This is a genomic window from Xanthomonas sp. F1 (assembly GCF_014199855.1).
Window position 1 is genome coordinate 884,484 of record NZ_JACHOK010000001.1, and the last position, 26,159, is coordinate 910,642.

Below are 26,159 nucleotides of genomic sequence, written 5' to 3' on the forward strand. Positions count from 1 at the left end.
GGCCGCGCCGCGCCGGACGCGCCGGTTTGATCAGGATCAAGGCGGCACGGGCGGGCGCGCCGGACACTGCGGCCACACCCAATCGAGACTCCACCATGCGTACCCCCTCCCCCCTCCTGCTCACCGGCCTGGCCGCCGCCCTGACCCTGTGCGCCCTGCCGGCACTGGCGCAATCCCAAGGCGACTGGACCATCGGCATCGGCGCCCACCAGGTCAACCCGAAGTCCGACAACGGCACGCTGGCCGGCGGCACCCTGCCGTTGCGCATCGACAGCAACATCCGCCCGACGGTGACCTTCGAGTACTTCGTGCACCAGGACCTGGGCGTGGAAGTGCTGGCCGCGCTGCCGTTCGAGCACGACATCAGCGTCAAGGGCGTGGGCAAGGTCGGCAGCACCAAGCACCTGCCGCCGGTGGTGTCGTTGCAGTACCACTTCAACAGTGCCGGCAAGGTCGCGCCCTTCATCGGCGCCGGCCTCAACTACACCACCTTCTTCAGCGAGAAGACCACCGGCGCGCTGGCCGGCAGCAAGCTGAAGCTGGACGACTCCTGGGGCCTGGCCGCGCACGCCGGTGTGGATATCGCCCTCACAGACAAGTCGGCACTGCGCGTGGACATGCGCTGGATCGACATCGACAGCAAGGTCAAGGTCAACGGCAGCGACCTGGGCACCGCGCACATCGACCCGCTGGTGTACGGGCTGGCCTACGTGATGAAGTTCTGAGGCGGGCACCGGCGCCGCTGCGACCTGCGGCGCCGCGCGTCGCAACGGCGCCATCTCGTGCGTGGCCGCCTAGGTCGACGCGGCGTGCCATGCAAGCGGTAGCCCCGGAGCGCAGCGCGTCCGCGGCGCTTCTCTGGCAGACTACGCGCCACACGGATGTGGATCGGCGCCCGCCGGGCCGACACGGGGTTCGCATCCGCCCACTCGTCGTCCACCGGGGTCTCCCATGCCGCCACGCCTGTTCCGTCGCCTTGCCGTCGCCGCCCTCGCCAGCATCGCCCTGCCCGCCGCGGCGCAATCGGCCGGCCATTTCACCACCAGCTACGGCCTGCACGGCATGGTGCCGGGCGGCTCCAATGGCACGCTGCGCGGCAGCGACCAGCGCTTCGACGCTGATACCGCGCCGGCCGTGTCGTTCAGTTACGAATACTTCTTCCGCGGCAACCTCGGCGTGGAGATCCAGGGCCTGGTCGGCCAGCAGAAGATCGGCGTGGACCGCGGCGGCGACATCGGCAGCGCCTGGATGCTGTCGCCCACCATCTCGCTGCAGTACCACTTCAACGGCAACGGCGACATCTCCCCGTTCGTCGGCGCCGGCCTCAACTACACCGCCTTCCTCGGCAGCGACGGCAAGGGCGCGTTTTCGTCCAATGACGTGAAGTTCAAGGACAGCATCGGCCCGGCACTGCATACGGGCGTGGACTTCGCCGTGGGCGAGCGCAGCGCGATCCGCGTGGACGCACGCTGGACCGGCATGCGCAGCGACGTGGAGGTGGATGGCAGCAAGCTCGGCAAGGCCAAGCTCGATCCGGTCACCTACGGCGTCGCCTACCTGATGTACTTCTGAGCCCGCGCATCGGGCCGCGTCCGCGGACGCGGCCTGGAGCGGCTGGCCTACCTGCTGCGCGGCGTTGTCCGCCACGCTGAGCGGCAGCGCAACGGGGACCCGGCACGGGTCATGGCCGCGTCGTCGGCGCCGGCTAGAATCCGCGCATGAAAACCTCTTCCCTCGTTTGCACCGTGCTCGCCGCGGCCCTCGCCGCCGCACCGTCCGCCGCCTTCGCCTGGGGCCCGCTGGGCCACCGCCTGGTCGCCGATCTCGCCGACACCCAACTCACTCCGCAAGCCCGCGCACAGGTCCAGACCCTGCTGCAGGGCGAACCCGACCCGACCCTGGCCGGCGTGGCCAACTGGGCCGACCAGCTGCGCGAACACGATCCCGACCTGGGCAAGCGCAGCGCGCGCTGGCACTACGTCAATCTGGCCGAAAACGACTGCCACTACGAACAGACCCGTGACTGCCCGGATGGCAACTGCGCGGTCGAGGCGCTGCGCCGCCAGACCGCGATCCTCGCCGACCGCAGCCAGCCGCAGGCCGCGCGCGCGCAGGCACTGAAGTTCGTCGTGCATTTCGCCGGTGACGTGCAGCAGCCGCTGCATGCCGGCTACGCCCGCGACAAGGGCGCCAACACCGTGCAGATCCAGTTCGAAGGCAAGGGCACCAATCTGCACGCGCTGTGGGACAGCGGCCTGCTGCGCAGCCGCGGGCTGGACGAACAGGCCTACCTGGCCGAGCTGGAAAAGCAGCCATTGCCGGCGCCATCGCCGGCCGGCAGCGCGTTGCCGCCGCCGGCGGCCGCCTGGGCCGAGGCCTCCTGCAAGATCATGATGCGCCCGGGCTTCTATCCACCTGGCGCCAAGCTGCCGGCCGATTACGTGACGACCTGGCGCCCGGTCGCCGAGGCGCAGTTGCGCCAGGCCGGTGCCGATCTGGCGGCGACCTTGAACGCAGCGCTCGGCAAGTAAGCGCGGCGCACAGTGTAGGAGCGGCTTCAGCCGCGATGGGCTTTCCTAGGCAAGCCCATCGCGGCTGAAGCCGCTCCTACAAAAGCAATTACGCCACACCTAGCTGCGCCCGCGCCCAGCGCACGATCTCGGCCGTGCCGATGGCGCCGCTGTGGCGGCCAAGTTCGCGGCCCTGGCGCAGCAGCAGCAAGGTCGGAATGCTGCGAATCCCGAAGCGCCCGGCCAACGCCGGCTGCGCGTCGCTGTCGAGCTTGCCCAGGCGCAACCGCGGCTCCAATTGCGCCGCGGCAGCGGCGAAATGCGGGGCCATGGTCCGGCACGGGCCACACCACGGCGCCCAGACGTCCACCAGCAACGGCAGGTCGCTGCGCTCGGCGTGGGCAGCGAAGCTGTCCACGGTCAGCGTCACTGGCGTGGCGTCGAACAAGGCGCGATGACAGCGCCCGCACTGCGGGGACGCCGCCAGCTTCTCGCCCGGCACGCGGTTGAGTGCTGCGCAGTGCGGGCAGGCGACATGGAGCGGCTCGCTCATGCCCCGGCCTCGATGCTCTTGTCGCCGAGCAGCACGGTGCCTTGCGCATCCTTGACCGTCACCTGCACGTCGATGCCCTGGCGCACGCTCTCGGTGACCACGCAGAACTGCTCGAACTGGGCCAGGATCCGCTCCAACTGCGCATAGTCTTGGTTGGCGCCGGGCAACTGCAGTTCCACCGACGCCTGCGGAATGCGCCAGAACCCTTCCGGGTTGCGCATCGGCGTGGCGGTGATGTGCGCGACCACGCCGGCCGGATCGTTCTTGTACTTGCGCATCGCGAACAGCAGGCTGGCCGCCAGGCAATTGGCGATGCCGGCGAGCAAGATCCGCGAAGGATTGGGACCGCGCTCCTGGCCCAGCGGCGCGGTTTCGTCGCTCAGCCAGGAGTCCAGCGCGGTTTCGTCGAAGCGGATGCGGAACGCGAAGTCCGTGGCCTGCTCCAGGGTGACGCGGATCGGATCGCCGATGGGCATGGCGGAAGCTCCACTGCGAAGAAAGGGACGTTCGACTCTACGCCGGCACGGGTAACGGCATGTGGACACAGCGTCGTGCTCACGCCGCCGCTGCGCGCCGCGCCAGCGGGTAGTACAAGAGCGGGATGACCAGCAGGGTCAGCGCGGTGCTGACCAGGATGCCGAACAGCAGCGCCACCGCCAGGCCGTTGAAGATCGGATCGTCGAGGATGAACAGCGCGCCCAGCATCGCCGCCAGGCCGGTCAGCACGATCGGCGGCGCGCGCACCGCACAGGCCTCGATCACCGCCTGTTCGGCGCTGCGTCCCTGCGCCAAGGCATGACGGATGAAGTCCACCAGCAGGATCGAATTGCGCACGATGATGCCGGCCAGGGCGATCATGCCGATCATGCTGGTCGCGGTGAACTGCGTGCCCAGCAGCGCGTGGCCCGGCATCACCCCGATCACCGTCAGCGGAATCGGCGCCATGATCACCAGCGGCAGCAGATAGCTGCGGAACTGCGCCACCACCAGCAGATAGATCAGCAACAGGCCCACCGCGTAGGCAATGCCCATGTCGCGGAAGGTCTCGTAGGTGATCTGCCATTCGCCGTCCCATTTCACCGCGAAGTCGGCGGTGTCGGCCGGCGGCGCGATGAAATGCTGCTGCAGCGCCTGGCCGCCGAGCGGGTGCCGGCGCAGTTGCCCGACCAGGTCGAACATGCCGTACAACGGGCTGTCCAGGCGCCCGGCCTCGTCGCCGGTGACGTACACCACCGGCCGCAGATCCTTGTGCGCGATGCTGTCGTCCCAGGGCAGGCGCTGCACTGTCACCAGTGCCGACAGCGGCAGCAGTTGTCCGTCGCCGCCGCGCACGCGCAACGCCAGCAAGCGGGCACTGGCGGCCTGCGCGGCGGCCGGCAGGCGCAGCCGCACCGGCTGTGCGACCTTGGAGGCGCCATCGTGCAGCCAGGTGACGTCCAGGCCCTGCACCGCCGTGCTCAGGGCGTCGGCGATGGCCGCCTGGCTCACGCCCAGGCGCGCGGCACGTACGCGGTCGACCACCAGCGTTTCGCGGGTGGCCGCACTCTCCACGCTGGTGTCGACATCGACCACGTTCGGCGTGTGCAGGAAGCGCCGCGCCAGCGCCAGCGCGAGCTGGCGGCTGCGCGGATAGTCCGGCCCGTACACCTCGGCCACCAGCGGTGACAGCACCGGCGGCCCCGGCGGCACCTCCACCACCTTCAGCGAGGCGCCATACCGGCGTGCGATCGCCGCCAGCGGCGGCCGCAGCGTGCGGGCGATGGCATGGCTGTGGCGCGTGCGCTGGTGTTTGTCGACCAGGTTCACCTGCAGGTCGCCGACGTTGTTGCCGCTTCGCAGGAAGTACTGCCGCACCAGGCCATTGAAGTTGACCGGCGCCGAGGTACCGGCATAGCCCTGGTAGTCGTGCACTTCAGGCGTGCGGTCGAGCACCCCGGCCAGGTCCACCAGCAACGCATCGGTGTTCTGCAGCGTGCTGCCTTCGGGCAGGTCGACCACGATCTGCAGTTCGGACTTGTCGTCGAACGGCAGCATCTTCAGCACCACCCATTGCAGTCCGACCAGGCCCATCGCGGCCAGCAGCAGCGCCGCGATGCCGGCGAACAGCCAGCCGCGCCGGCGCGCGCCGCGCACCGGATCCAGGAAGGGGTGCAACAAGCGCACGAACAGGCGCTGCAGGCGCGGCGGCGCGTCGCCACCGGCCTCTGCCTGCGCGGCGCGTGCCGGCACATGCCGCTTCAACAGCTTCAGCGCCAGCCACGGCGTCACCACCAGCGCGATCGCCAGCGACAGCAGCATGCCGACCGAGGCGTTGATCGGAATCGGCCGCATGTACGGCCCCATCAGGCCGCTGACGAAGGCCATCGGCATCAGCGCCGCGATCACGGTGAAGGTGGCGAGGATGGTCGGGCCGCCGACCTCGTCCACCGCCGGCGGGATCGCCTCGCGCGAGGTCTTGCCGCCGGCGCGCAGATGGCGGTGGATGTTCTCGACGACCACGATGGCGTCGTCGACCAGGATGCCGATGGAGAAGATCAGCGCGAACAGCGACACGCGATTGAGGGTGAAACCCATCGCCCACGAGGCGAACAGCGTCAGCGCCAGGGTCAGCACCACCGCGCTGCCGACCACGATGGCCTCGCGCCAGCCCAGCGCGAACAGCACCAGCAGCATCACCGAGGCGGTGGCGAACACCAGCTTGTGGATCAGCTTGGCGGCCTTGGCCGCTGCGCTGGCGCCGTAGTCGCGCGTGATCTCTGCATGCACGCCCTGCGGCAGCAGTTCGCCGCGCAAGGCCTGCAGGCGCGCGCCCACCGCGCGGGTGAGCGCAGAGGCGTCGCTGCCAGGCTTCTTGGCGATGGCCAGGGTCACCGCCGGCGCGCGCCCCTGCGCCGGGCCACCATGCGCGGGCGGCGCGCCGTACCACACGTAGGCCGTGGGCAGGTCGGCACCGGCCTGAATCTGGGCCACATCGCGCAACTGCAGCGGCTGGCCGTCGTGCACGCCGATCACCAGTTCGCGCACGGCGTCGGCGTCGGCCAGGAACCGTCCGGCGCTGAGCGGCACCGCGCGGCCGCCGCCGATGCGGTCGCCGAGCGGGCGCACCACGTTCGCGCCCTGCAACGCCTGGCCGAGGTCGGCCACGGTCAGGTCGTAGGCGGCCAGCCGCGCCGGGTCCAGGGTCACCGTGACCACCCGCGGCGGCGCGCCGATGCTGTAGATGTCGCGGGTGCCGGGAATGCGCTTGAGCTCGGTTTCCAGGGTACGCGCGATCTCGCCGAGGTCGGCGGCGCTGCGCTGCGGATCGTCGCTCCACAGGGTCACGCTCATCACCGGCACGTCGTCGATGCCCTTGGGCTTGATCAGCGGCGCGCTCGCGCCCATCCGCGTCGGCAGCACGTCGAGATTGGAATACACCTGGTTGTACAGGCGCACCAGCGCGGCCTGGCGCGGCACCCCGACCTGGAATTCGACGGTCAGCACCGCCTGCCCGGGACGGCTCACCGAGTACACGTGCTTGATGCCTTCGATCTCGTCGAGCTTCTGTTCCAGCGGCGTGCTCAGCAGCTGTTCGACCTCGCGCGCATCGGCGCCCGGCAGCGACACGAACACGTTGGCCATGGTCACGTCGATCTGCGGTTCTTCCTCGCGCGGGGTGATCGCCACCGCCGCCAGGCCGAGCAGCAGGCAGAGCAGGGCCAGCACCGGCGTCAGCGGATTGGCCTGGAAGAACGCCGCCAGGCGGCCGGACATCCCGAAACCCGCGTCCATCTCAGCGCTCCGCCAGCGCGCGCCGTTGCGCCGCCAGCGCCTGCCCCGCGGCGGCCGGGTCGCGCGCCACCCGCTCGCCCGCGCGCAGCCCGGCCAACACTTCCACGTGCTGCGCGTCACGGCGCCCGATCCGCAGCTGGCGCAGGCTCAGCCGCCCGTCGGCCAGGACATAGGCCGCGCTGAGTTCGCCCCGCTGCAGCAGTGCCGAGGCCGGCATGCTCAACGGCATGGCGTCCGTGGCATCGCCGCCGGCCAGCGCAAAGCCGACCTTGGCCGTGGTGCCGGGTGCAGGAGCCGGCTGCAGCTGCGGCAGCGGCACCCGCACCGTTACGCTGTGGCTGCGCGGATCGGCGGTGGGGAACACCGCCACCTGCGGGACCTGCAGGCTGCGTCCATCGTCCAGCCGCACTTGCGCGCGCGGCGCGGCGCGGATCGCCTCCGCGTCGGACTGCGGCACCTGCACCTCGATGCGCTGCGCGCCAGGCACGTACAGCGACAGCAACGCCTGCCCGGCCGCCACCGCCTCGCCCGGCTGCACCTGGCGCGCGCTGATCACCCCGGCGAACGGCGCGCGCACCACCGTGTAGTCGGCCGGCTGTTGCGCCCGGGCCAGCTGCGCGGCGGCCGCAGCGCGGGCCGCACGTGCCGCATCGCGCGTGGCGCGGGCCTGATCCAGTTGCGCGCGCGACACGTACTGCGCATCGGCCAGGGCGGCATAGCGGCGGTAGCTGGCCTCGGCCTCGCCGGCGCTGGCCGTCGCGGCGCGCAACTGCGCCTGCGCACTGTCCACGCCGGCACGCTGCTCCACCGCGCTGAGTTGCAGCAGCACCTGGCCGGCGGCGACCCGGTCGCCCACGTCCACTGCGACGCTGCGCACGCGACCGCCGGTCTGCGCGCTCAGCTCGGCGTATTCCACTGCGGCGACGACCCCATCCCAGGTGCGCGACACCGCGTCGGCCGGCATCACCGTTGCCGTCGCCAATGCCGGCAATGGCGGCGGCACCATCGCAGCGGCCTCGTGGCGGCAGCCGGCGAGCGTCAGGACCGCGAGCGCCACCAACGCGGGAGCCACCCAGGCCACGCCTGCGCGCCGACGCAGCGGCGCGGCATCGGCCTGCGCTGGCCGCCGCACGCGTTCCATGATCCCGGCGCCGCCGCTTGGCCCAGCCTGCACACCCATGTCGAACTCCTGGAAAGGCGCGCGTTCGCGCCGTCGGCGGGCGGCTCCATGACAGCGGAGCCGGTCGCGGCCGCCCTAGGCTGGCCGCGAGATAAATTAGAATTTTCTTATATTAGAGTCAACTGATATGATGGACTCACTTTCCCGCCGAGCACCCCCAATGCCCGCCTCCTCCGCCCAAGCCCTGGTCGACCGCGCACGCGCGCAGATCCACGAAACCCCTGTCCACACCGATGCCGCCGCCACGCCACTGCCCGGCGAATGGATCATCGACGTGCGCGAACCCGGCGAGTTCGCCATGGGCCACCTGCCCAACGCGATCAACATCCCGCGCGGCATCCTCGAATTCCGCCTCGATGCCGATCCGGCGCTGGCCCGACGCGACCAGCCGATCCTGCTGTACTGCGCCAGCGGCGGCCGTTCCACCCTGGCGGCGCTGAGCCTGCAGCACCTGGGCTACACCGCGGTGCGCTCGCTCACCGGCGGCTTCCTGGGCTGGACCGCGGCCGGCGGCCCGGTCGATTTCTGAGCCCATGCCGCGCCGCGCCGCAACCGCCCTGGACCCTGCCGCGATGCGCGCGCACGCCAGCGAGGCGGCGCGCCTGCTGAAGGCGCTCGGCAACGAGAAGCGGCTGCTGCTGCTGTGCCTGCTGGTGGACCACGAGCAATCGGTCGGCGAGCTCAATGCGCGCGTGGAGCTGAGCCAGTCGGCGCTGTCGCAACACCTGGCGCTGCTGCGCGAGGATGGACTGGTGCAGACCCGTCGCGATGGCCAGACCATCTATTATTCGCTGGTGCCCGGCCCGGTGCAGCGCATCCTCGAGGTGCTGCACGGCATCTACTGCAGCGCCGCGCCACCTGCCGCCACCAGGAGCGATCGATGAGCCAGCATCCGCACGTCCATCCCTTTCACCACGCCGGTTCCGGCACCTGGAGCTACGTGGTCGAGGACGGCCACGACGCCGCGGTGATCGACCCGGTGGTGGGTTACGACCCGCAGACCGGCGCACTGGACGACGCGCCGGCGCAGGCGCTGGCCGCGTACCTGGGTGAGCGTGGACTGCACCTGCGCTGGATCCTCGAGACCCACGCCCACGCCGATCACGTGTCCGCCGCGCAGTGGTTCAAGCAGCGCTGGCCGCAGGCGACGCTGGCGATCGGCGACGGCATCCGCGAGGTTCGCGCCCGTTTCGCGCCGCAGTTCGGCCTGGACACCGAGGCGCAGGCGCGCTGCGGCTTCGATCATCTGTTCGCCGATGGCGAGCGCTTTGCGATCGGCGGATTGCAGGCGCAGGTGATCGCCGTGCCCGGCCACACCGGCGACAGCGTCGCCTACCTGATCGGCGATGCGCTGTTCCCGGGCGATTCGCTGTTCATGCCCGACAGCGGCACCGCGCGCTGCGATTTTCCCGGCGGCGACGCGGCCACGCTGTACCGCTCGATCCAGCGGCTGTACGCGTTGCCGGAGGCGACCCGCGTGTTCGTGTGCCACGACTACGGCGCCGGCGGCCGCGCGGTGGCCTGCCAGACCAGCATCGGCGAACAGCGCCGCGCCAACATCCACGTGCGCGACGGCATCGACGAAGCGGCCTTCGTGGCCTTGCGCCAGGCGCGCGATGCGACCCTGTCCGAGCCGCGGCTGATGCAGCCGTCGGTGCGCGCCAATATCCAGGCCGGCCGCACCGACGATCTGGCGCCGCCAGCGGCGTGAGCAGGCAGCGCGCCGCGGGCGCGCTAGGATGCGGATCTGCGGCAGCGCCGTGCGACGGCGGTCGCGCGCACCGCCGCGCTCTGCCGCAACGCCTCCCCCGCCCCCGCTGGAGTGACCCATGACCCGACCGCTGCGCCGCCTGCTCTGCCTGTGCACGCTGATCGTCGCCACCGCGATCGCCCCCGTCTCGGCACAGACGCCGCTGACCGTGTTCGCCGCCGCCAGCCTCAAGGAGTCGCTGGACGAGGCCGCCAGCGCCTACCAGCGCGAACGCGGCACCCCGGTGCGGGTGTCCTACGCCGCCAGCTCCACGCTGGCCCGGCAGGTGGAACAGGGCGCGCCGGCGGACGTGTTCGTGTCCGCCGACCAGGAATGGATGGACTACCTGCAGCAACGCAAACTGATCGACCCGGCGCAGCGCCGCGACCTGCTCGGCAACACCCTGGTGCTGGTGGCGCCGGCCGCCAGCACGGCGCAGGTCGAGCTGCGCAAGCCCGGCGCGTTGCTCGCCGCGCTCGGTGCGCAGGGGCGCCTGGCGGTCGGCCAGACCGCCAGCGTGCCGGCCGGCAAGTACGCGCGCGCGGCGCTGCAGGCGCTGGGCCAGTGGAACAGCGTGCAGCCGCGTCTGGCCGAAAGCGAGAGCGTGCGCAGCGCGCTGATGCTGGTGGCGCGCGGCGAGGCGCCGCTGGGCATCGTCTACGGGTCCGATGCGCAGGCCGAACCGAAGGTGCGGGTGCTGGCGACCTTCCCCGCCGACAGCCACGCGCCGATCGTGTATCCGGTGGCACCGCTGCGTGCGAGCGCGCAAGCCAAGGCCGCCGCCGATTTCGTGCGCTGGCTGGGTACCCCGCCGGCACAGGCGATCTTCCGTCGCCACGGCTTCTCGCTCCCGCGCTGAGCCAGGCCATTGTTCGAGTTCACCGCGCAGGAACTGACCGCGATCGCGTTGAGCGTCAAGGTCGCGCTGGTCGCGGCGCTGGCCAGCCTGCCGTTCGCGGTGGCCTGCGGCTGGCTGCTGGCGCGGCGCCGCTTCTTCGGCAAGGCCTTGCTGGACGCGCTGCTGCACCTGCCGCTGGTGATGCCGCCGATCGTCACCGGCTATGCGTTGTTGCAGCTGTTCGGGCTGCAGGGTCCGATCGGCGGCTGGCTGTTCGAGCATCTGGGCGTGCAGTTCGCGTTCCGCTGGACCGGCGCGGCGCTGGCCAGCGCGGTAATGGGCTTTCCGCTGATGGTGCGGGCGATCCGCCTGGCCCTGGAATCCACCGACCGTCGCCTGGAAGCGGCCGCCGCCACGCTCGGCGCCGCTCCGTGGCGGGTGTTCTTCACCATCACCCTGCCGCTGGCGTGGCCGGGCGTGGTCGCCGGCGGCGTGCTCGGCTTCGCCAAGGCGCTGGGCGAGTTCGGCGCCACCATCACCTTCGTCTCCAACATCCCGGGACAGACCCAGACCCTGGCCTCGGCGATCTACAGCCTGCTGCAGGTGCCAGGGGCCGAGGCCGGCATCTGGCGGCTGGCGGCGGTGGCGCTGGCGATCTCGCTGGGCGCCTTGCTGGCCTCCGAGTGGCTGGTCCGGCGCCAGCGCGGCGCGGAGGCGGATGCATGAGCGGCGCGTGCGCCCGGAGCCTGCGCCGATGCTGAGCATCGACCTGCAGCTGCAGCGCGGGCGCTTCGCCCGCCACGTGCGCATCGAGGAACAGGCGCGGGTGGTCGCCCTGGTCGGCCCGTCCGGCGCCGGCAAGACCAGCCTGCTCAACGCCATCGCCGGCGTACTGCGGCCGCGCAGCGGGCGCATCGCCATCGATGGCCGGGTGCTGTACGACAGCGCCGCCGGCATCGACCTGCCGGCGCACCGCCGCGGCATCGGTTACGTGTTCCAGGACGCTCGGCTGTTCCCGCACATGGACGTGCGCCGCAACCTCGGCTACGGCCGTCACGGCCGTGACCAACCAGCGCGCTTCGCACTGGACGCAGTGGTCGAGCTGCTCGGCATCGGTGCCCTGCTCGAGCGGCGTCCCGACACGCTCTCCGGCGGCGAAGCGCAGCGCGTGGCGATCGGCCGCGCGCTGTTGTCGCAGCCGTCGCTGCTGCTGTTCGACGAACCGCTGTCGGCGCTGGACGCGGACCGCCGCAGCGAACTGATCCCCTACCTGCAACGCGTGCGCGACGAAGTGCGCCTGCCGATGCTCTACGTCAGCCACCAGGCCGAGGAAGTGGCGCGCATCGCCGACGCGGTGCATCGGCTGGACTGACGCCGACGTCGCGTTCACCGGGGCCGGCGAGACTGAAGTTCCCGCCACGGCAGACCTCGCATGCGCCGCTACCGCAAGCTCGACTTCCCCACGCAGGACGTGCGCCGCTTCCTCGAGCCGGGCCCGGTGGTGCTGGTCAGTTCGGCCTGGAAGCAGCAGCGCGACGTCATGACCCTGGGCTGGCACATGGTGCTGGAGTTCTCTCCCTCGCTGCTCGCATGCTGCGTCTCCAGCGCCAACCACAGCTTCGACCTGATCCGGCGCAGCCGGCAATGCGTGATCAACCTGCCCACTGCCGATCTGGTCGACACCGTGGTCGGCATCGGCAACAGCAGCGGCGCGGACCTGGACAAGTTCGCGCACTTCGGCCTCACCGCGGTGCCCGCCACGCACGTGGCGGCGCCGCTGATCGCCGAGTGCTACGCCAGCTTCGAATGCCGCCTGCACGACGGCAGCCAGATCGGCAAACACGGCCTGTTCGTGTGGGAGGTGGTCAAGGCGCACGTCGCCGCCTCGCCCAAGCGGCCACGCACTCTGCACTACCGGGGCGACGGCCGCTTCATGCTGTCCGGCCCGGAGATCTCGCGGCGGCGCCTGTTCAAGCCGGAAATGCTGTAGATCCTGCCCGCTGGCGGCAGGACCGGGAGCGGCCGATGGCTTCGGCCGCTCAGCAGGCCATGCACACATGCCGGGTGTGCCAACTCCGCAGCGTTCGTGCATGGAAGGGCCGCGCCCCTCTAAGCTATGCCGATGACCGATCATCTCGACGACCTCGACGCCGCTGCCGACCTGATCCTGCAGCGCATCGCCGGCCCGCTGCGGGTGGGCGCGCCGCTGGGCCTGGGCAAACCGCACCGCCTGCTCAACGCGCTGTACGACCGGGTCGAACACGATCCGACGCGGCCGCTGCAGATCTACACCGCGCTGTCGCTCAATCCGCCGGCGCCCGGCGGCGGGCTGCAGGGGCGCTTCGCGCGGCCGTTCGTGCAACGCCATTTCGGCGAGGACTTTCCGCGCCTGCGCTACGTGCAGGCGATGCAGCGCGATGCGCTGCCGGCACACATCCAGGTCGAAGAGTTCTACATGCAGTCCGGCGCGCTGCTGCGCTCGACCCAGGCGCAGCGCAGCTACACCAGCCTCAACTACACCCATGCCGCCGACGCGGTGGCGCAGCGCGCGCCGAACCTGATCGTGCAGAAGGTGGCGCGCGAACCCGACGGCACCCGGCTGTCGTTCTCGTGCAACAACGACATCACCCAGGACACCCTGGCCGCGGTGCAGCGGCGCGGTCTGCCGCGGCCGCTGCTGGTGGCCGAAGTCGATCCGCAGCTGCCGTGGATCGGCGGGTGCGCAGCGGTGGAGCCGAGCTTCTTCGACGTGGTGGTGACCCCGCCGGGGCCGTATCCGCGCCTGTTCGGGTTGCCGCGACAGCCGGTCGCCGATGCCGATTACGCCATCGGCCTGTACGCCAGCACCCTAGTGCGCGACGGCGGCACGCTGCAGATCGGCATCGGCACCCTGGCCGATGCGCTGTGCCACGCGCTGGTGCTGCGGCATACCGACAACGCGCGTTACCGGCAGGTGCTGGCGGCGCTGGATCCGGCGCTGGAGCGGCATCCGGCGGTGCGCGAATGCGGCGGCCTGGATCCGTTCGCGATCGGCCTGTTCGGCTGCAGCGAGATGCTCAACGAGGGCTTTCGGCAGCTGGTCCAGTGCGGGGTGATCCGGCGCAAGGTGCTCGACGACGCACCGCTGCTGCAGCGTGTGGCCGACGGCAGCGCCAATGCGCAGGACCTGCAGCGCCTGGAGCGCGAGGGCGAATACCTGCAGGGCGCGTTCTACCTGGGCTCGCCGGAGTTCTACGCCTGGCTGCGCGACATGGACCCGCAGGCACGCGCGGCGATCGGCATGCGCCGCATCAGCGAGATCAACCAACTCTACGGCGGCGAGGCGCTGCGCCGGGTGCAGCGGCGCGAGGCGCGTTTCTTCAACTCGTGCATGATGGCCACCGCGCTCGGCGCGGCGGTGTCCGATGCGCTGGACGACGGCCGCGTGGTGTCCGGCGTCGGCGGCCAGTACAACTTCGTGGCCATGGCGCACGCGCTGGACGACGCGCGCAGCGTGCTGATGTTCCGCGCCGTGCGCAGCGACGGCGGCGCAACGCAGTCCAACGTGCGCTGGAACTACGGCCACACCACCATTCCGCGGCACTTGCGCGATCTCTACGTCAACGAATACGGCATCGCCGACCTGCGCGGCCTGACCGACGAGGATTGCATCGCGGCGATGACCGGGATCGCCGATGTGCAGGCACAGCCGGCGTTGCTGGAAGCCGCGAAGGCCAACGGCAAGTTGGCCGCCGACTTCACCGCACCGGCACACTGGCTGCGCAACCGCGCCGAACGCGTGCGCGACACACTGGCGCCGTTCCGCCGCGATGGCACCCTGCCCGACTACCCGCTGGGCAGCGATTTCACCGAGGTCGAGCAGCGCCTGCTGCGCGCGCTGTCCTGGCTGCAGCAACACACCGCCAGTACCGGCGCCAAGCTGAAGACGGTGGCCAGTGCGGTACTGGCGCGTCCCGCGGCGGATGCCGCCTGCATGCAGCGCATGGGACTGGACGCGCCGCGCAGCGTCGGCGAGCGCCTGGAAGCGACGTTGCTGGCGTTCGCCCTGCAGCGCACGCGCGCGCCACAGTGACGCGTGCGCAGGCGCCGCCCAACGACGCAGCTCACATGTAGGAGCTGCTCGACGTGGCCTTGGGTCATCCGCCGCAACGCGGGTTGCCGGGAATGTCCGTCGCGGCTGAAGCCGCTCCTACAAGAGCGACCGCCCCGCGCTGAGTCGCGGCAAAAGCGAATTCTCGGAGGCGCCCTTCAACCAGGCGCAACAAGGTGACGACAATCGCGCGCGCATGGGACGCTGCGTACGATCGTGGCACGGCGCCGGCCATGACACGATTCCGCAACACGCACGCAGGAAACGCGTCAACTCCGTTCGGGATGCTGTGGAGATATCGTTACCAAGCGTGCCCGCGATGTCTTCCAAGCACTCTGTCCCGAGGTCGTCGAAGCCCCGCAACGCATCAGCCGCATTACGCGCGCGGCTGGTGTCATTGGCGCTGTTGCCGTTGACGCTGCACGCACAGCCCAGACTCACCGACCTGCAGTACATCGGCAGCCACAACAGCTACCACGCCGGCTTCGCGCCCAGCGAAGCGGCGCTGTGGAAGCGCCTGGACCCGGCGACATTCGCGGTGCTGGACTACCGGCATCCGCCGTTGACGCAGCAACTGGACGATGGCGTGCGCCAGATCGAACTGGACATCTACGCCGACGCCAAGGGTGGGCGCTACGCACACCCGGCGATGATCGAGCAACTCGCCAAGGCCGGGCTGCCGCCGGCGCCGCCGATCGCCGCACCGGGGGTGATGCAGCAACCGGGTTTCAAGGTCATGCACATCCAGGACCTCGACCAGCGCAGCACCTGCCAACCGCTGCTGGCCTGCCTGCGCGAGGTGCGGGCGTGGTCGCAACGGCACCCGGGACATCTGCCGATCTTCATCCTGTTGGAAACCAAGCAATCGCCGGTGCCGGCGGCCTTCCCCACGGTGCAGCCGGAGCCGTTCGACGGCGAGGCGCTGGATGCGCTGGACGCCGAACTGCGCTCGGTGTTCGCCGCGAACGCGTCCATCAGCCCCGACCAGGTACGTGGCAGCGCCGCCACGCTCAACGCTGCCGTGCTCGCGCATGGCTGGCCTGTGCTCTCCGCGGCGCGCGGCAAGGTGGTGTTCCTGCTCGACCAGCGTTCGGTCGGCCCGGCCTACGTCGCGGGCCATCCGTCCTTGCGCGGCCGCGTGTGCTTCACCAACGCCGATCCCGGCACCGACGATGCCGCCTTCGTCGAGCGCAACGACGGCAGCGCCGAGGAGATCGCGCAGTTGGTGAAGGCCGGCTATCTCGTGCGCACGCGCGCCGATGCCGACCTCAAGGAAGCCAAGCGCAACGACACCGCACGGCGCGACGTCATGCTCGCCAGCGGCGCGCAACTGCTCAGCACCGACTTCCCCGATCACGAACCGGCCGCCTCCGGCTACGTGGTGCGCTTTCCCGGCGACGCCGTCGCCCGCTGCAATCCGCAACGTCTGCACGTCGACTGCCACGGCGTCGACTTGCGCCACTGATCGCCCGCGGCCGCGCTGCGTCGCGGCCACGCCCCACACGCATGCAATGGAAGGCCTGGGCGATCCGCGCGCCGGCATCGGCGTGTCCGGACCTCGGATCGCAACCGCTGTTTCCCCCAACGAGTCGCCCCCATGTCCCCGTTCCATCGCCCCCGTCCCCTTTGCTGTGCCATCGCCCTCGCGCTTGCGCTCTCGCCCGCCGCCCATGCCAGCGACGCCGATGACGCCACTGATGCCAGCGCGCGCACCACCACCCTGGATTCGGTCAACGTGCAGGCCGCGCAGGCCACCGTCCCCGGTTCGCTGGACGAACAGCGCCTGTCCAATGGCGTCAACAGCGTGATGAGCAAGCAGCAGATCGACGCGATTCCCTCCGCCGGCATCGCCGACGTGGTCGCGCACCTGCCCGGGCTGTCGGCCTACAGCGACATGCACCTGGGCCAGGCCACCACCGGCGAGAACGCCTATGTCAGCATCCGCGGCCTGGATGCCAGCTACAACAGCTACAGCCTCAACGGCTTCGGCATGCCCGAGACCGATTCGTCGACGCGTGCGATCTCGCTGAACATGCTAGCGCCGTTCGGCATCCAGTCGGTGCAGGTCTCCAAGTCGCCGACCCCGGACCTGCCGGGCGACGCGATCGGCGGCGCGATCGACATGCGCACGCCCAGCGCGTTCGACTTCGACGGTGATTTCTACGGCAAGACCACCGCGCAAGGCCAGTTCAACGCGCTCGCCTCCGACCTCGGCGGCAAGCACACCGGCGGCACGGTGCAACAGGAGCTGGCCTGGAAGTTCGGCGACGACCACGCGTTCGGCGTCTATGCCTCGGCCTACTACGGCAAGAACAACAACATGGCGCAGGCGCCTGCGCCCAACAGCGCGTACTTCCCGGCGGATCCGGCGCAGGCCAAGGCGGTGGATCTGCGCGATGTTGGCCCGCTGCTCAGCGCGCGCTACAAGTACAGCGTCTACACCAGCCAGATCGAGCGCTACGGCGGCAATCTCGCCTTCGATTGGCAGGGCGACCATAGTTCATTGTTCGCCCGCGCCATCTACGGCAGCTACAACGTCACCGGCCAGCAGGATCAGTCCAGCGCACGCCTGGAAACCGTCAACAACCAGCCGACCGCGGTGCGTGGCGGCTACTTCAACACCCACGACATCAAGGAAACCCTGGCCACGTTGCAACTGGGCGGACAGACCACGCTGGACCGCCTGCGCTTCGACTACGGCGGATCGTTCGGCCGCGGCACGCGCAGCCGCCCGGACTACGTCGCCGCGAGCCTGTACGGTTTCACCCCGGGCAGTTTCGCGTTCGACCTCAGCGATCCGACCTATCCGAGCATCGGCCCGAGCTCACCGGCCCTGAAGAACTTCTTCTACAGCCTGGATTCGGCGCTGTTCTGGAAGACCCAGGGCCACGATGCCGGCAGCCACGACAACCGCGCCAACGCGCATGCCGACATCCGCTACCGCGTGGACGGCGACGTGCTCGACGAGGTCAAGACCGGCCTGTCGCTCGACCACGCCGACCGCGGCTCCTACGATCATCCGTTCTTCCACAAGGACGGCAACTTCGTCTACAACGGCCCCTATTTCGGCGGCACCAACTACGTCTTCCCCAACGCCGGCGGCCCGCCGCTGAGCGCGCTGCCCGGCCGCCTCACCTACGCCGCCTTCGATGGCCACTACGCCGGTCCGTTCAAGATCCTGGACCGCGACTGGGTGCGTGCGCAGGCGGTGCCGTACAAGTACGTCAACGATCCCAATGGCGCCGGCATCTATACCGCCAACGACTACAACGCCAACACCACCTCCAGCACCGAAGCGATCTACGCCGGCTACGCGATGGCCACGCTGCATGTCGGCGCGGTGACCATCCTGCCCGGTGTACGCTACGAACTGACCCGCTACTCGGCCGACGCCTGGCAATCGAACGGCGACGGCATCAACGGCCGCTTCGTCGGCAGCGGCCGCAGCTACGGCGAGGTGTTGCCGGGCATCAGCCTCAACTACCGCCCGGACGACCTGACCGTCTACCGCGCGTCGCTGCGGCGCAGCTTCAGCCGCCCGGCGTTCGGGCTGATCTCCGGCGAGACCGTGTACACGGTCGACCCCACCCAGAAGGTCATCGGCATCTCCAGACCCAATCCCGACCTGCAGCCGAGCAAGGCCGACAACGCCGATCTATCCGCGGAGTTCTACGACCGCAACGGCGGCGTGCTCAGCGCCTCGACGTACTACAAGCGCATCACCGGTTTCATCTACACCTCGCAGTCGGCGACCAGCAACGACAACACGCTCGGCGGCCTGGTCCCGACCGGTACCACCTTCGAGGACGGCGTGCCGGTGACCATGCCGCAGAACGGCGGTACCGCCAAGCTGTACGGCGTGGAGCTGGCCGGCAGCAAGCGCCTGCAGGACCTGCCGGGGTTCTGGGGCAATTTCGGCATCGCCGCCAACCTGACCCTGCAGCACAGCTCCGCCGACAGCAAGCGCGCCGACCAGCCGGGCAAGACCTGGCTGCCGCGTGCGCCCGAGCGCATCTACAACCTGGATCTGTTCTACGACGACAGCCGCCTGCGCGCCGACCTCAGCTACAACTACACCGGCCTGCAACTGCTCGGCCTGACCAGCGACCGGCTCAACTACTACCTGCAACCGGTCAAGTCGCTGGACTTCACCGCCACCTACCACCTGCCGCACGGCATCGACCTCGGCATCGCCGCCAAGAACCTGCTCAACTCGGCCACGTTCTACGAGACCCAGGGCAAGTCCACGCGCTACATGGCCTACGACCCGGGCGCAGACGGCGCCTACGTGGAAACCGGGCGCGTGTACATGCTCACGCTCAGCTACACCTACTGACGAAGTCCGGCCTCCGGCGCGCTGCGCCGGAGGCCTTGTGGCGCATCGGGAAGCCTGAACGCGTCCAGCGACTTGGGCGCATGCCAGAGACCGCAGTCGATCCTGCGACCGCGCGAGGCGGGTGCTGCGCCGACAGCGCCGCCGCCAGGACACGCGACGCCCGCCACGCAACGGTTTCCGCTCTTCCGGGGCGGGTACCGGCGGGGGATGTCATTCGCGTGTAAAATTACGGGTTTTTGACCCCTCACATGGCGAAAGCCCTTCCACGGGCGCCCGTCCCGGGCCCGGCCTTCATTCGCCTGCTCGCACGCCTGAGCGACGCGCCGATGCCCGCGTCCAGCCCCGCGCTGGCCGACCGGCTCGGCCAATGGATCGACTGGAACCGCGCTGTGGCGGTGTCGCGGGCGCTGGACGGCAAACTGCCCGAGCCTGCCGAGGATGCCCCCGCGGCGCCGGAACCGTCGGCGCTGGAGGCCGAATGCGTCCGCGTGCGTGCCGCCCTGGAAGAGAACATCGCGCTGGACATCGCCAAGGAAACCGGCAAGCCCGTGGGCAAGCGCCAGCATGACCCCGACGCACCGATCGAGTACGCGCCGTTCCGCCAGCGCTATCTGGCACTGCAGCGGGCGATGCTCACCGCCACCGGGCGCCTGCGCGGCCTGCTGCGCGACGCCCTGGCCCCGCTCTCGCCGGACATGGCGCGGCTGGCCGAGGTCGACGCGGTCATGGAACTGACCCTCAGCCCGCGCGAGCAGACCCTGCTGGCGACGGTGCCGAACCTGCTGGAAGCGCATTTCCAGCGTCTGCGCGCCACCGCCGCGCCCGTCCCCGATCCAACTCTCACCGATGCTCCGCCGGCGCCGTCCGACGCGGCCTGGCTGGCCCTGTTCCGCCAGGACCTGCACAGCGTGCTGCGCGCCGAACTGGACGTCCGTTTCCATCCCATCGAAGCGCTGCTCGCCGCGCTTCGCAGCCGTTGATTCGACCCTCATGCCCAAGACCCTGCTCCATTCCGTCCTGTTCCTCGCCGGCCTCGCCGTGGTCTGCTGGATCGGCGTCGGCTATCTCGGCTCCAATCCGCTGGGCGCCGGCTTCGCCGCGTTGATCGGCCTGTGCTATCTGGCCGGCATCGCCGAGCTGTACCGCTACCGCCAGGCCACTGCCACGCTGCAGACCGCGCTGAGCGACGCCGAGGCCGCACGCGACGACCTGGGCCGCTGGCTGCAACGATTGCACCCGAGCCTGCGCAATGCGGTGCGCCTGCGCATCGAAGGCGAGCGCGCGGCCCTGCCGGTGCCGGCGCTGACCCCGTATCTGGTCGGCCTGCTGGTGCTGCTGGGCATGCTCGGCACCTTCCTGGGCATGATGGCGACGCTGCGCGGCACCGGTCTGGCGCTGGACAGCGCCACCGATCTGAATGCCATCCGCGCCTCGCTGGCGGCGCCGCTGAAGGGCCTGGGTTTCGCCTTCGGCACCTCCATCGCCGGCGTGGCCGCCTCGGCGATGCTCGGCCTGCTCGCCGCGCTGTGCCGGCGCGAGCGCCTGCAGGCAGTGCAGCAACTGGATCTGCATGCGGCCACCGCGCTGCGCACGCATTCGCTGGCCTACCAGCGCAACGAGGCCTTCAGGCTGCTGCAGACCCAGGCCACGCTGATGCCGAGCCTGATCGAGCGCATGCAGACGATGATGACGGCGCTGGAACAGCACAGCGCGGTCAGCGGCGAACGCCTGGCCAGCAGCCAGGACGCCTTCCACAGCCGCACCGAGACCGCTTACACGCGCCTGGCCGGGGCGGTGGAACAGGCCCTCCAGGCCGGCGTGGCCGCGCACGCGCGTGCGTTCGGCGACGCGCTGGAACCGGTGGTGCAACGCACGCTCGACGGCGTGGCGCGCGAGACCGCCGCGCTGCAGGACACCGTCGGCCAGGCAGTGCAGCGGCAACTGGACGGCCTGGCCAACGGCTTCGCCCAGGCCGCCGAGCAGGCCACGCAGCGCTGGGACAACGCGCTGGCCGCGCAGCAACGGGTCAACGGCGCACTGCTGCAGGAACTGGGCAGCGCGCTGCAACGCGCCGGCGACGGCCTGGAACAGCGTGCCAGCACCCTGGTGGAGGCGACCGCAGCACGCCTGCAGACCGCCAGCGACGACGCCCGGCAGGCCTGGGCCGAGGCCCTGACGCAACAACGTGAGGCCAACGACGGCCTCGCCGCGCGTCATGCGCAGGCACTGGATACGGTAGCGAGCCGCCTGGATACCACTGCCGAGACTGCACAACAGGCCTGGAACGCCGCGCTGGCGCAGCAGCGCGACGCCAACGAAGCCCTGGTCGCACGCAACGCGCAGGCACTGGACAGCGTGGCGACGCGCCTGGACGCCACCGCCGAGGCCGTCCAGCAGGCCTGGGGGGCGGTGCTGACACAGCAACGCGAGGTCAACGACACCCTCGCCGCACGCAATGCGCAGGCGCTGGAGACCGTGGCAACCCGCCTGGACGCCACCGCCGAGGCCGCGCAACAGGCCTGGCGCGGGGCGCTGGCGCAGCAGCGCGAGATCAACGAGGCCCTGGCCGTGCGCAATGCGCAGGCGCTGGACACCGCCGCGGCCAGCCTGGAACAGCGCGCCGCTGCGCTTGCCGAGACGCTGCAGCAGGCGCATACCGGCCTGCAGGACGCGCTGGAAGCGCGCGACCAGGCGCGCCTGCGGGCCTGGACCGACAGCTTCGCCAGCATGGCCGCAACCCTCGGCGGGCAATGGGAGCACCACGGCGAGCGCATCGCGCAGCGCCAGCAGGAGATCTGCAGCACCCTGCAGGAGACCGCCGCGGCGATGTCCGAGCAGAGCCAGGCGCAGGCGCGCGACACCATCGCCGAGATCGAACGGCTGGTGCAGGTCGCCTCGGAAGCGCCGAAGGCCGCGGCCGACGTGGTCGCGGAACTGCGCCAGAAGCTCTCCGACAGCATGGTCCGCGACACCGCCATGCTCGACGAGCGCAACCGCCTGCTGGCCACGCTGCAGACCTTGCTGGAGGCGGTCAACCACGCGTCCACCGAACAGCGCAGTGCGGTGGATGCCTTGGTCGCAACCTCTGCGGATTTGCTGGAGCGCGTCGGCAGCCGCTTCACCGACCGGATCGAGGCCGAGACCGACAAGCTCGACGACGCCGCCGCGCAGGTCGTCGCCGGCGCCACCGAGGTCGCCAGCCTGGGCGACGCGTTCTCCGGCGCGGTGCAGGCCTTCGGCGAATCCAACACCGCCCTGCTGGAACGCCTGCAGGGCATCGAGCAGGCGCTGGACAAGTCGCTGGCGCGCAGCGACGAACAACTGGCCTACTACGTGGCGCAGGCGCGTGAGGTGATCGACCTGAGCATGCTCTCGCAGCAGCAGATCACCGAGGAGCTGCGCCAGCTCGCCGCGCGCCAGGCGCCCGACCAGGCCGACGCGGCATGAGCGACGAGTTGGAACTCGAGGCCGACAGCGGCGCGCCGGTCTGGGCGGTGTTCGGCGACCTGATGTCGGTGCTGCTCGGCGCCTTCGTGCTGATCCTGATCGGGGTGATCGGCGTGCAGTTGCAGTTGTCGAACAAGCTGGATGCGGAGATGCGCCAGCGCCAGTTGGAAGCGCAACAGCGCAAGACCCTGGAACAGGCGCTGGCCGCGCCGCTTGCGGCGGGCCGGGTGACCCTGGTCGACGGGCGCATCGGCATCCGCGGCAACGTGCTGTTCGCGCTGAACTCCGACCAGTTGCAGCCGGAGGGCCGCGACCTGCTGAAGAGCCTGGCCGCGCCACTGGCCGGCTACCTCAAGGCGCGCGACGAGATCCTGATGGTCAGCGGCTTCACCGACGACCGCCAGGTGCGCGAGAGCAATCGCCAGTTCGCCGACAACTGGGAGCTGTCGGCCGAACGCGCGTTGACCGTGACCCGAGCGCTGATCGAGGCAGGCGTCCCGGCCGATGCCATCTTCGCCGCGGCCTTCGGCGCGCAGCAGCCGGTGGCGCCGAACGTGGACGAGGCCGGACGCGCCAGCAATCGCCGCGTGGAAATGGCACCGCTGCCACGCATGCGCAAGCGCGCCGCGACACCGCATGCGCCCTGATCGGATCGCCGCCGCCGATCGCCTCGCCGCCTGGCGTGCACAGCATGCCGAGCGGCTGGACCCGCTGCGCTTCCGCGTCATCGAAGCACTGGCGCGCCGCACCGAGGCACAGCAGGGCAAGGCGCGGGAACTGCTGGAACAGAAGCTGTCGGCCCTGCTCGATGCCTATGCCGCGACACTGGCCGCGGCGCCGCAGGGCGTCGTCGACCATGAGGCCGCCGCGACGGTGCGAGCGACGCAACCCGGCCCGCTCGGTGCCTTGCTGGCACAGTACCGCCCCGCGGCCACTGCGACCCGCGCCGGCACCGACCACGCCGCTGGCACCGCCACCGACCTGGATGCCGGCGGCGAAGCCTCCAGGGCGGCCGACGCAAGCGGCGCAGAAACCCCTGCACCAGCGCCCTCGCCCGCCGCAGCAACCGCCGCGGCGCGACTCACCGCGCCGCAACTGCCCGCGGTCGAAGACGCGCGCCGGCTATGGACCGAACTGCGCAGCCGCAGCCAGTTGCGGCAGTCGCTGCAACCGGCCCCCACCGATGCCGGCCCGCTCAACTCCGGCGTGCTGGTGCATCGCGCATTGGCGCTGATGCGCACGCTCTCGCCCGGCTACCTGCAGCACTTCCTGTCCTACGTCGACGCACTGTCCTGGCTGCAGCAATTGCACGATGGCGGCGCACTGGCGAAGCTGCAGCAATCCGGCAGCGCCGCCAGCAAACCGGCGACACCGCGCAGCAAGCCGCGCAAGCGCGGTTGACCACATCGCCGACGCGCATCGCGCCGACACCGTCGTTGTAGGAGCGGCTTCAGCCGCGACCGGCATTACCGGCAACAACGGGCGCGGCTGAAGCCGCTCCTCCTACCGAACCCACTTTTCCCTCATCCGACACCTCCGCACAGGCAAGAAAAAGGCCGGCATGCGCCGGCCTTTTTCGTCACCATCGTGGCACCTGGCTTACAGCGCCTTCGCCGCCGCCACCACGTGCTCGGCGGTGATCTGGAAGTGCTTGTACAGCACGTTCGCCGGCGCCGAGGCGCCGAAGCTGTCGATGCCGACCACGGCGCCGTCCAGGCCCACGTAGGCGCGCCAGAACGCGGTGACGCCGGCTTCCACTGCCACGCGCTTGCGCACCGCCGACGGCAGCACCGACTCGCGGTAGGCGGCGTCCTGGCGATCGAACACGTCGGTGCAGGGCATCGACACCACGCGGGTCTTCAGGCCCGCGGCATCCAGCGCCTGCTTGGCCTCAACCGCCAGGCCGACTTCCGAGCCGGTGCCGATCAGGATCACGTCGGGCGTGCCACCCTCGGCATCGGCGAGCACGTAGCCGCCGCGCTCGATCTGCTTGATCTGCTCGGCACTGCGCGCCTGGAACGGCAGGTTCTGGCGGCTGAACACCAGACAGCTCGGGCCGTCCTTGCGGGTGATCGCGGCCTTCCAGCACACCGCGGACTCCACCGTGTCGCAGGGGCGCCACACGTCGTTGTTGGGGATGTAGCGCAGCGACGCCAGGTGTTCCACCGGCTGGTGGGTCGGGCCGTCCTCGCCCAGGCCGATCGAGTCGTGGGTGTAGACGTGGATCGCATGCGCCGGGATCAGCGCGCTCATGCGCACGCCGTTGCGCGCGTAGTCGCTGAACACCAGGAAGGTGGCGTCGAACGGAATGAAGCCGCCATGCAGCGCCAGGCCGTTGGCGATGGCGGTCATGCCGAACTCGCGCACGCCGTAGTACACGTAGTTGGCGTTCGGATCGTCGCTGGCGACCGACTTGCTGGCCTTCCACAGGGTCAGGTTGGAATGCGCCAGATCGGCCGAACCGCCGATCAGTTCCGGCAGCAGCGGCGCGAAGGTTTCGATCGCCATCTGCGAGGCCTTGCGCGAGGCGATGCTCTGGCCTTCGGCTGCCTGCTTGGCGATGTAGGCGTCGGCCTGGGCGAGGAAGTCCTCCGGCAGTTCGCCGTGCGAGCGGCGGGTCAGTTCCGCGGCTTCGGCCGGGTACTGCTTGGCGTACTTGTCGAACGCCTGCTCCCACTCGGCCTGGCGCAGCGTGCCGGCACCGCCGGCGCGCCAGCCGTCATAGATCGCCTGCGGAATCTCGAACGGCGCATACGGCCAGTTCAGCGCCTTGCGCGCGCCTTCCAGCTCTTCCTTGCCCAGCGCGGCGCCATGCGAGGATTCCTTGCCGGCCTTGGTCGGCGCACCGAAGCCGATGGTGGTGCGGCAGCACAGCAGGGTCGGCTTCTCGCTCTCGGCGATGGCCGCCTCGATCGCCGCCTTGACCGCATCGGCGTCCTGGCCGTCGATGTCGCGGATCACGTGCCAGCCGTAGGCCTCGAACCGCGCCGGGGTGTTGTCGCTGAACCAGCCGGCGGTGTTGCCGTCGATGGAGATATGGTTGTTGTCCCAGAACGCCACCAGCTTGCCCAGGCCCCAGGTGCCGGCCAGCGAGGCGGCCTCGTGGGACACGCCTTCCATCATGCAGCCGTCGCCCATGAACACCCAGGTGCGATGGTCGACGATCTGGTGCTCGGGGCGGTTGTAGCGCTGCGCCAGCAGCTTTTCGGCCAGCGCGAAACCGACCGCATTGGCGAAGCCCTGGCCGAGCGGACCGGTGGTGGTCTCCACCCCGGGGGTCTCGCTGCGCTCCGGATGGCCGGCGGTCTTGCTGTGCAGCTGACGGAAGCGCTTGAGCTCCTCGATCGGCAGGTCGTAGCCGGACAGGTGCAGCAGCGCGTACTGCAGCATCGAGCCGTGTCCGTTGGAAAGCACGAAGCGGTCGCGGTTGAACCAATGCGGATTGTTCGGGTTGTGGCTGAGGAAGTCGTTCCACAGCACTTCGGCGATGTCGGCCATGCCCATCGGCATGCCGGGATGGCCGGAATTGGCGGCCTCGACCGCATCGGCGGCAAGGAAACGGATCGCGTTGGCGAGTTCGCGGCGGGTAGGCGTCGTCATGAGGGATCTGTCGGAAGCGGGCGCGTGGCGTCGGGTCCGTTATTGTCCCACAGGCGGGGATTGGAGATTGGAGATTGGGGATTC

At 70.3% G+C, this 26,159-nt stretch carries 22 protein-coding genes; 17 read left to right on the forward strand and 5 right to left on the reverse strand.

Annotated features, from left to right (window positions below):
- Positions 1 to 95 precede the first annotated feature (95 nt).
- The 3 genes from GGR71_RS03630 to GGR71_RS03640 all read left to right on the forward strand — a co-directional run bounded on the left by GGR71_RS03630 (position 96) and on the right by GGR71_RS03640 (position 2,531).
- Complete coding sequence (locus GGR71_RS03630; RefSeq protein WP_160957247.1) at positions 96 to 725, forward strand: OmpW/AlkL family protein; 630 nt, start codon at positions 96 to 98, stop codon at positions 723 to 725.
- Between the two features lie 226 nt (positions 726 to 951).
- Entirely contained in the window at positions 952 to 1,572 is a 621-nt protein-coding gene (locus tag GGR71_RS03635; protein ID WP_160957246.1) for an OmpW/AlkL family protein, read from the forward strand.
- A 146-nt stretch (positions 1,573 to 1,718) separates the two neighbouring features.
- On the forward strand, positions 1,719 to 2,531 hold the full coding sequence (locus GGR71_RS03640; RefSeq protein WP_160957245.1) for a S1/P1 nuclease: 813 nt from the start codon (positions 1,719 to 1,721) through the stop codon (positions 2,529 to 2,531).
- An 88-nt stretch (positions 2,532 to 2,619) separates the two neighbouring features.
- Here the strand turns inward: GGR71_RS03640 and trxC are convergent, their stop codons facing one another.
- From trxC to GGR71_RS03660, 4 genes are all read right to left on the reverse strand, one after another.
- A complete protein-coding gene (gene trxC / locus GGR71_RS03645; protein WP_160957244.1) occupies positions 2,620 to 3,063 on the reverse strand; it encodes a thioredoxin TrxC in 444 nt (147 codons plus the stop codon).
- Positions 3,060 to 3,539, reverse strand: a complete 480-nt coding sequence (locus GGR71_RS03650) for an OsmC family protein (protein WP_160957243.1) — start codon at positions 3,537 to 3,539, stop codon at positions 3,060 to 3,062. The genes trxC and GGR71_RS03650 overlap by 4 nt, the downstream gene beginning before the upstream one ends.
- A gap of 79 nt (positions 3,540 to 3,618) precedes the next feature.
- Positions 3,619 to 6,834 carry an efflux RND transporter permease subunit gene (locus tag GGR71_RS03655; RefSeq protein WP_160957242.1) on the reverse strand — a complete coding sequence of 1,072 codons (3,216 nt, stop codon included), beginning with the start codon at positions 6,832 to 6,834 and terminating at the stop codon, positions 3,619 to 3,621.
- 1 nt (position 6,835) lies between these two features.
- On the reverse strand, positions 6,836 to 8,014 hold the full coding sequence (locus GGR71_RS03660; protein ID WP_160957241.1) for an efflux RND transporter periplasmic adaptor subunit: 1,179 nt from the start codon (positions 8,012 to 8,014) through the stop codon (positions 6,836 to 6,838).
- Between the two features lie 160 nt (positions 8,015 to 8,174).
- Between GGR71_RS03660 and GGR71_RS03665 the strand changes: the two genes are divergently transcribed.
- The 14 genes from GGR71_RS03665 (at position 8,175) to GGR71_RS03730 (ending at position 23,876) form a co-directional block, all read left to right on the forward strand.
- Complete coding sequence (locus GGR71_RS03665) at positions 8,175 to 8,543, forward strand: rhodanese-like domain-containing protein (RefSeq protein WP_019800082.1); 369 nt, start codon at positions 8,175 to 8,177, stop codon at positions 8,541 to 8,543.
- A gap of 4 nt (positions 8,544 to 8,547) precedes the next feature.
- Complete coding sequence (locus GGR71_RS03670; protein WP_160957240.1) at positions 8,548 to 8,898, forward strand: ArsR/SmtB family transcription factor; 351 nt, start codon at positions 8,548 to 8,550, stop codon at positions 8,896 to 8,898.
- Entirely contained in the window at positions 8,895 to 9,725 is an 831-nt protein-coding gene (locus GGR71_RS03675) for an MBL fold metallo-hydrolase (RefSeq protein WP_160957239.1), read from the forward strand. The genes GGR71_RS03670 and GGR71_RS03675 overlap by 4 nt, the downstream gene beginning before the upstream one ends.
- A gap of 118 nt (positions 9,726 to 9,843) precedes the next feature.
- Entirely contained in the window at positions 9,844 to 10,623 is a 780-nt protein-coding gene (gene modA / locus GGR71_RS03680; protein ID WP_184451629.1) for a molybdate ABC transporter substrate-binding protein, read from the forward strand.
- 9 nt (positions 10,624 to 10,632) lie between these two features.
- A complete protein-coding gene (modB, locus tag GGR71_RS03685; RefSeq protein WP_160957237.1) occupies positions 10,633 to 11,328 on the forward strand; it encodes a molybdate ABC transporter permease subunit in 696 nt (231 codons plus the stop codon).
- A gap of 28 nt (positions 11,329 to 11,356) precedes the next feature.
- Positions 11,357 to 11,974, forward strand: a complete 618-nt coding sequence (locus GGR71_RS03690; RefSeq protein ID WP_160957236.1) for a molybdenum ABC transporter ATP-binding protein — start codon at positions 11,357 to 11,359, stop codon at positions 11,972 to 11,974.
- 60 nt (positions 11,975 to 12,034) lie between these two features.
- Complete coding sequence (locus GGR71_RS03695; protein WP_160957235.1) at positions 12,035 to 12,592, forward strand: flavin reductase family protein; 558 nt, start codon at positions 12,035 to 12,037, stop codon at positions 12,590 to 12,592.
- 126 nt (positions 12,593 to 12,718) lie between these two features.
- Positions 12,719 to 14,674 (forward strand): acetyl-CoA hydrolase/transferase C-terminal domain-containing protein, encoded by a 1,956-nt coding sequence (locus GGR71_RS03700; RefSeq protein ID WP_160957234.1) that lies wholly within the window; start codon positions 12,719 to 12,721, stop codon positions 14,672 to 14,674.
- A gap of 337 nt (positions 14,675 to 15,011) precedes the next feature.
- Complete coding sequence (locus GGR71_RS03705; RefSeq protein ID WP_456362575.1) at positions 15,012 to 16,157, forward strand: phosphatidylinositol-specific phospholipase C1-like protein; 1,146 nt, start codon at positions 15,012 to 15,014, stop codon at positions 16,155 to 16,157.
- A 132-nt stretch (positions 16,158 to 16,289) separates the two neighbouring features.
- The gene (locus GGR71_RS03710) at positions 16,290 to 19,028 is read left to right on the forward strand and encodes a TonB-dependent receptor (RefSeq protein ID WP_160957233.1); all 2,739 of its coding nucleotides are present in this window, start codon (positions 16,290 to 16,292) and stop codon (positions 19,026 to 19,028) included.
- A 248-nt stretch (positions 19,029 to 19,276) separates the two neighbouring features.
- Entirely contained in the window at positions 19,277 to 20,008 is a 732-nt protein-coding gene (locus tag GGR71_RS03715; RefSeq protein WP_160957232.1) for a DUF3348 domain-containing protein, read from the forward strand.
- Positions 20,009 to 20,018: 10 nt separating this feature from the next.
- A complete protein-coding gene (locus tag GGR71_RS03720; RefSeq protein ID WP_160957231.1) occupies positions 20,019 to 22,475 on the forward strand; it encodes a DUF802 domain-containing protein in 2,457 nt (818 codons plus the stop codon).
- The gene (locus GGR71_RS03725) at positions 22,472 to 23,122 is read left to right on the forward strand and encodes an OmpA family protein (RefSeq protein WP_160957230.1); all 651 of its coding nucleotides are present in this window, start codon (positions 22,472 to 22,474) and stop codon (positions 23,120 to 23,122) included. The genes GGR71_RS03720 and GGR71_RS03725 overlap by 4 nt, the downstream gene beginning before the upstream one ends.
- Positions 23,112 to 23,876 (forward strand): DUF2894 domain-containing protein, encoded by a 765-nt coding sequence (locus GGR71_RS03730; RefSeq protein ID WP_160957229.1) that lies wholly within the window; start codon positions 23,112 to 23,114, stop codon positions 23,874 to 23,876. Before GGR71_RS03725 ends, GGR71_RS03730 begins: the two co-directional genes overlap by 11 nt.
- Positions 23,877 to 24,074: 198 nt before the next feature.
- Here GGR71_RS03730 and tkt read toward each other — a convergent pair whose 3' ends face one another.
- Positions 24,075 to 26,075 carry a transketolase gene (gene tkt / locus GGR71_RS03735; protein ID WP_160957228.1) on the reverse strand — a complete coding sequence of 667 codons (2,001 nt, stop codon included), beginning with the start codon at positions 26,073 to 26,075 and terminating at the stop codon, positions 24,075 to 24,077.
- Positions 26,076 to 26,159 lie beyond the last annotated feature (84 nt).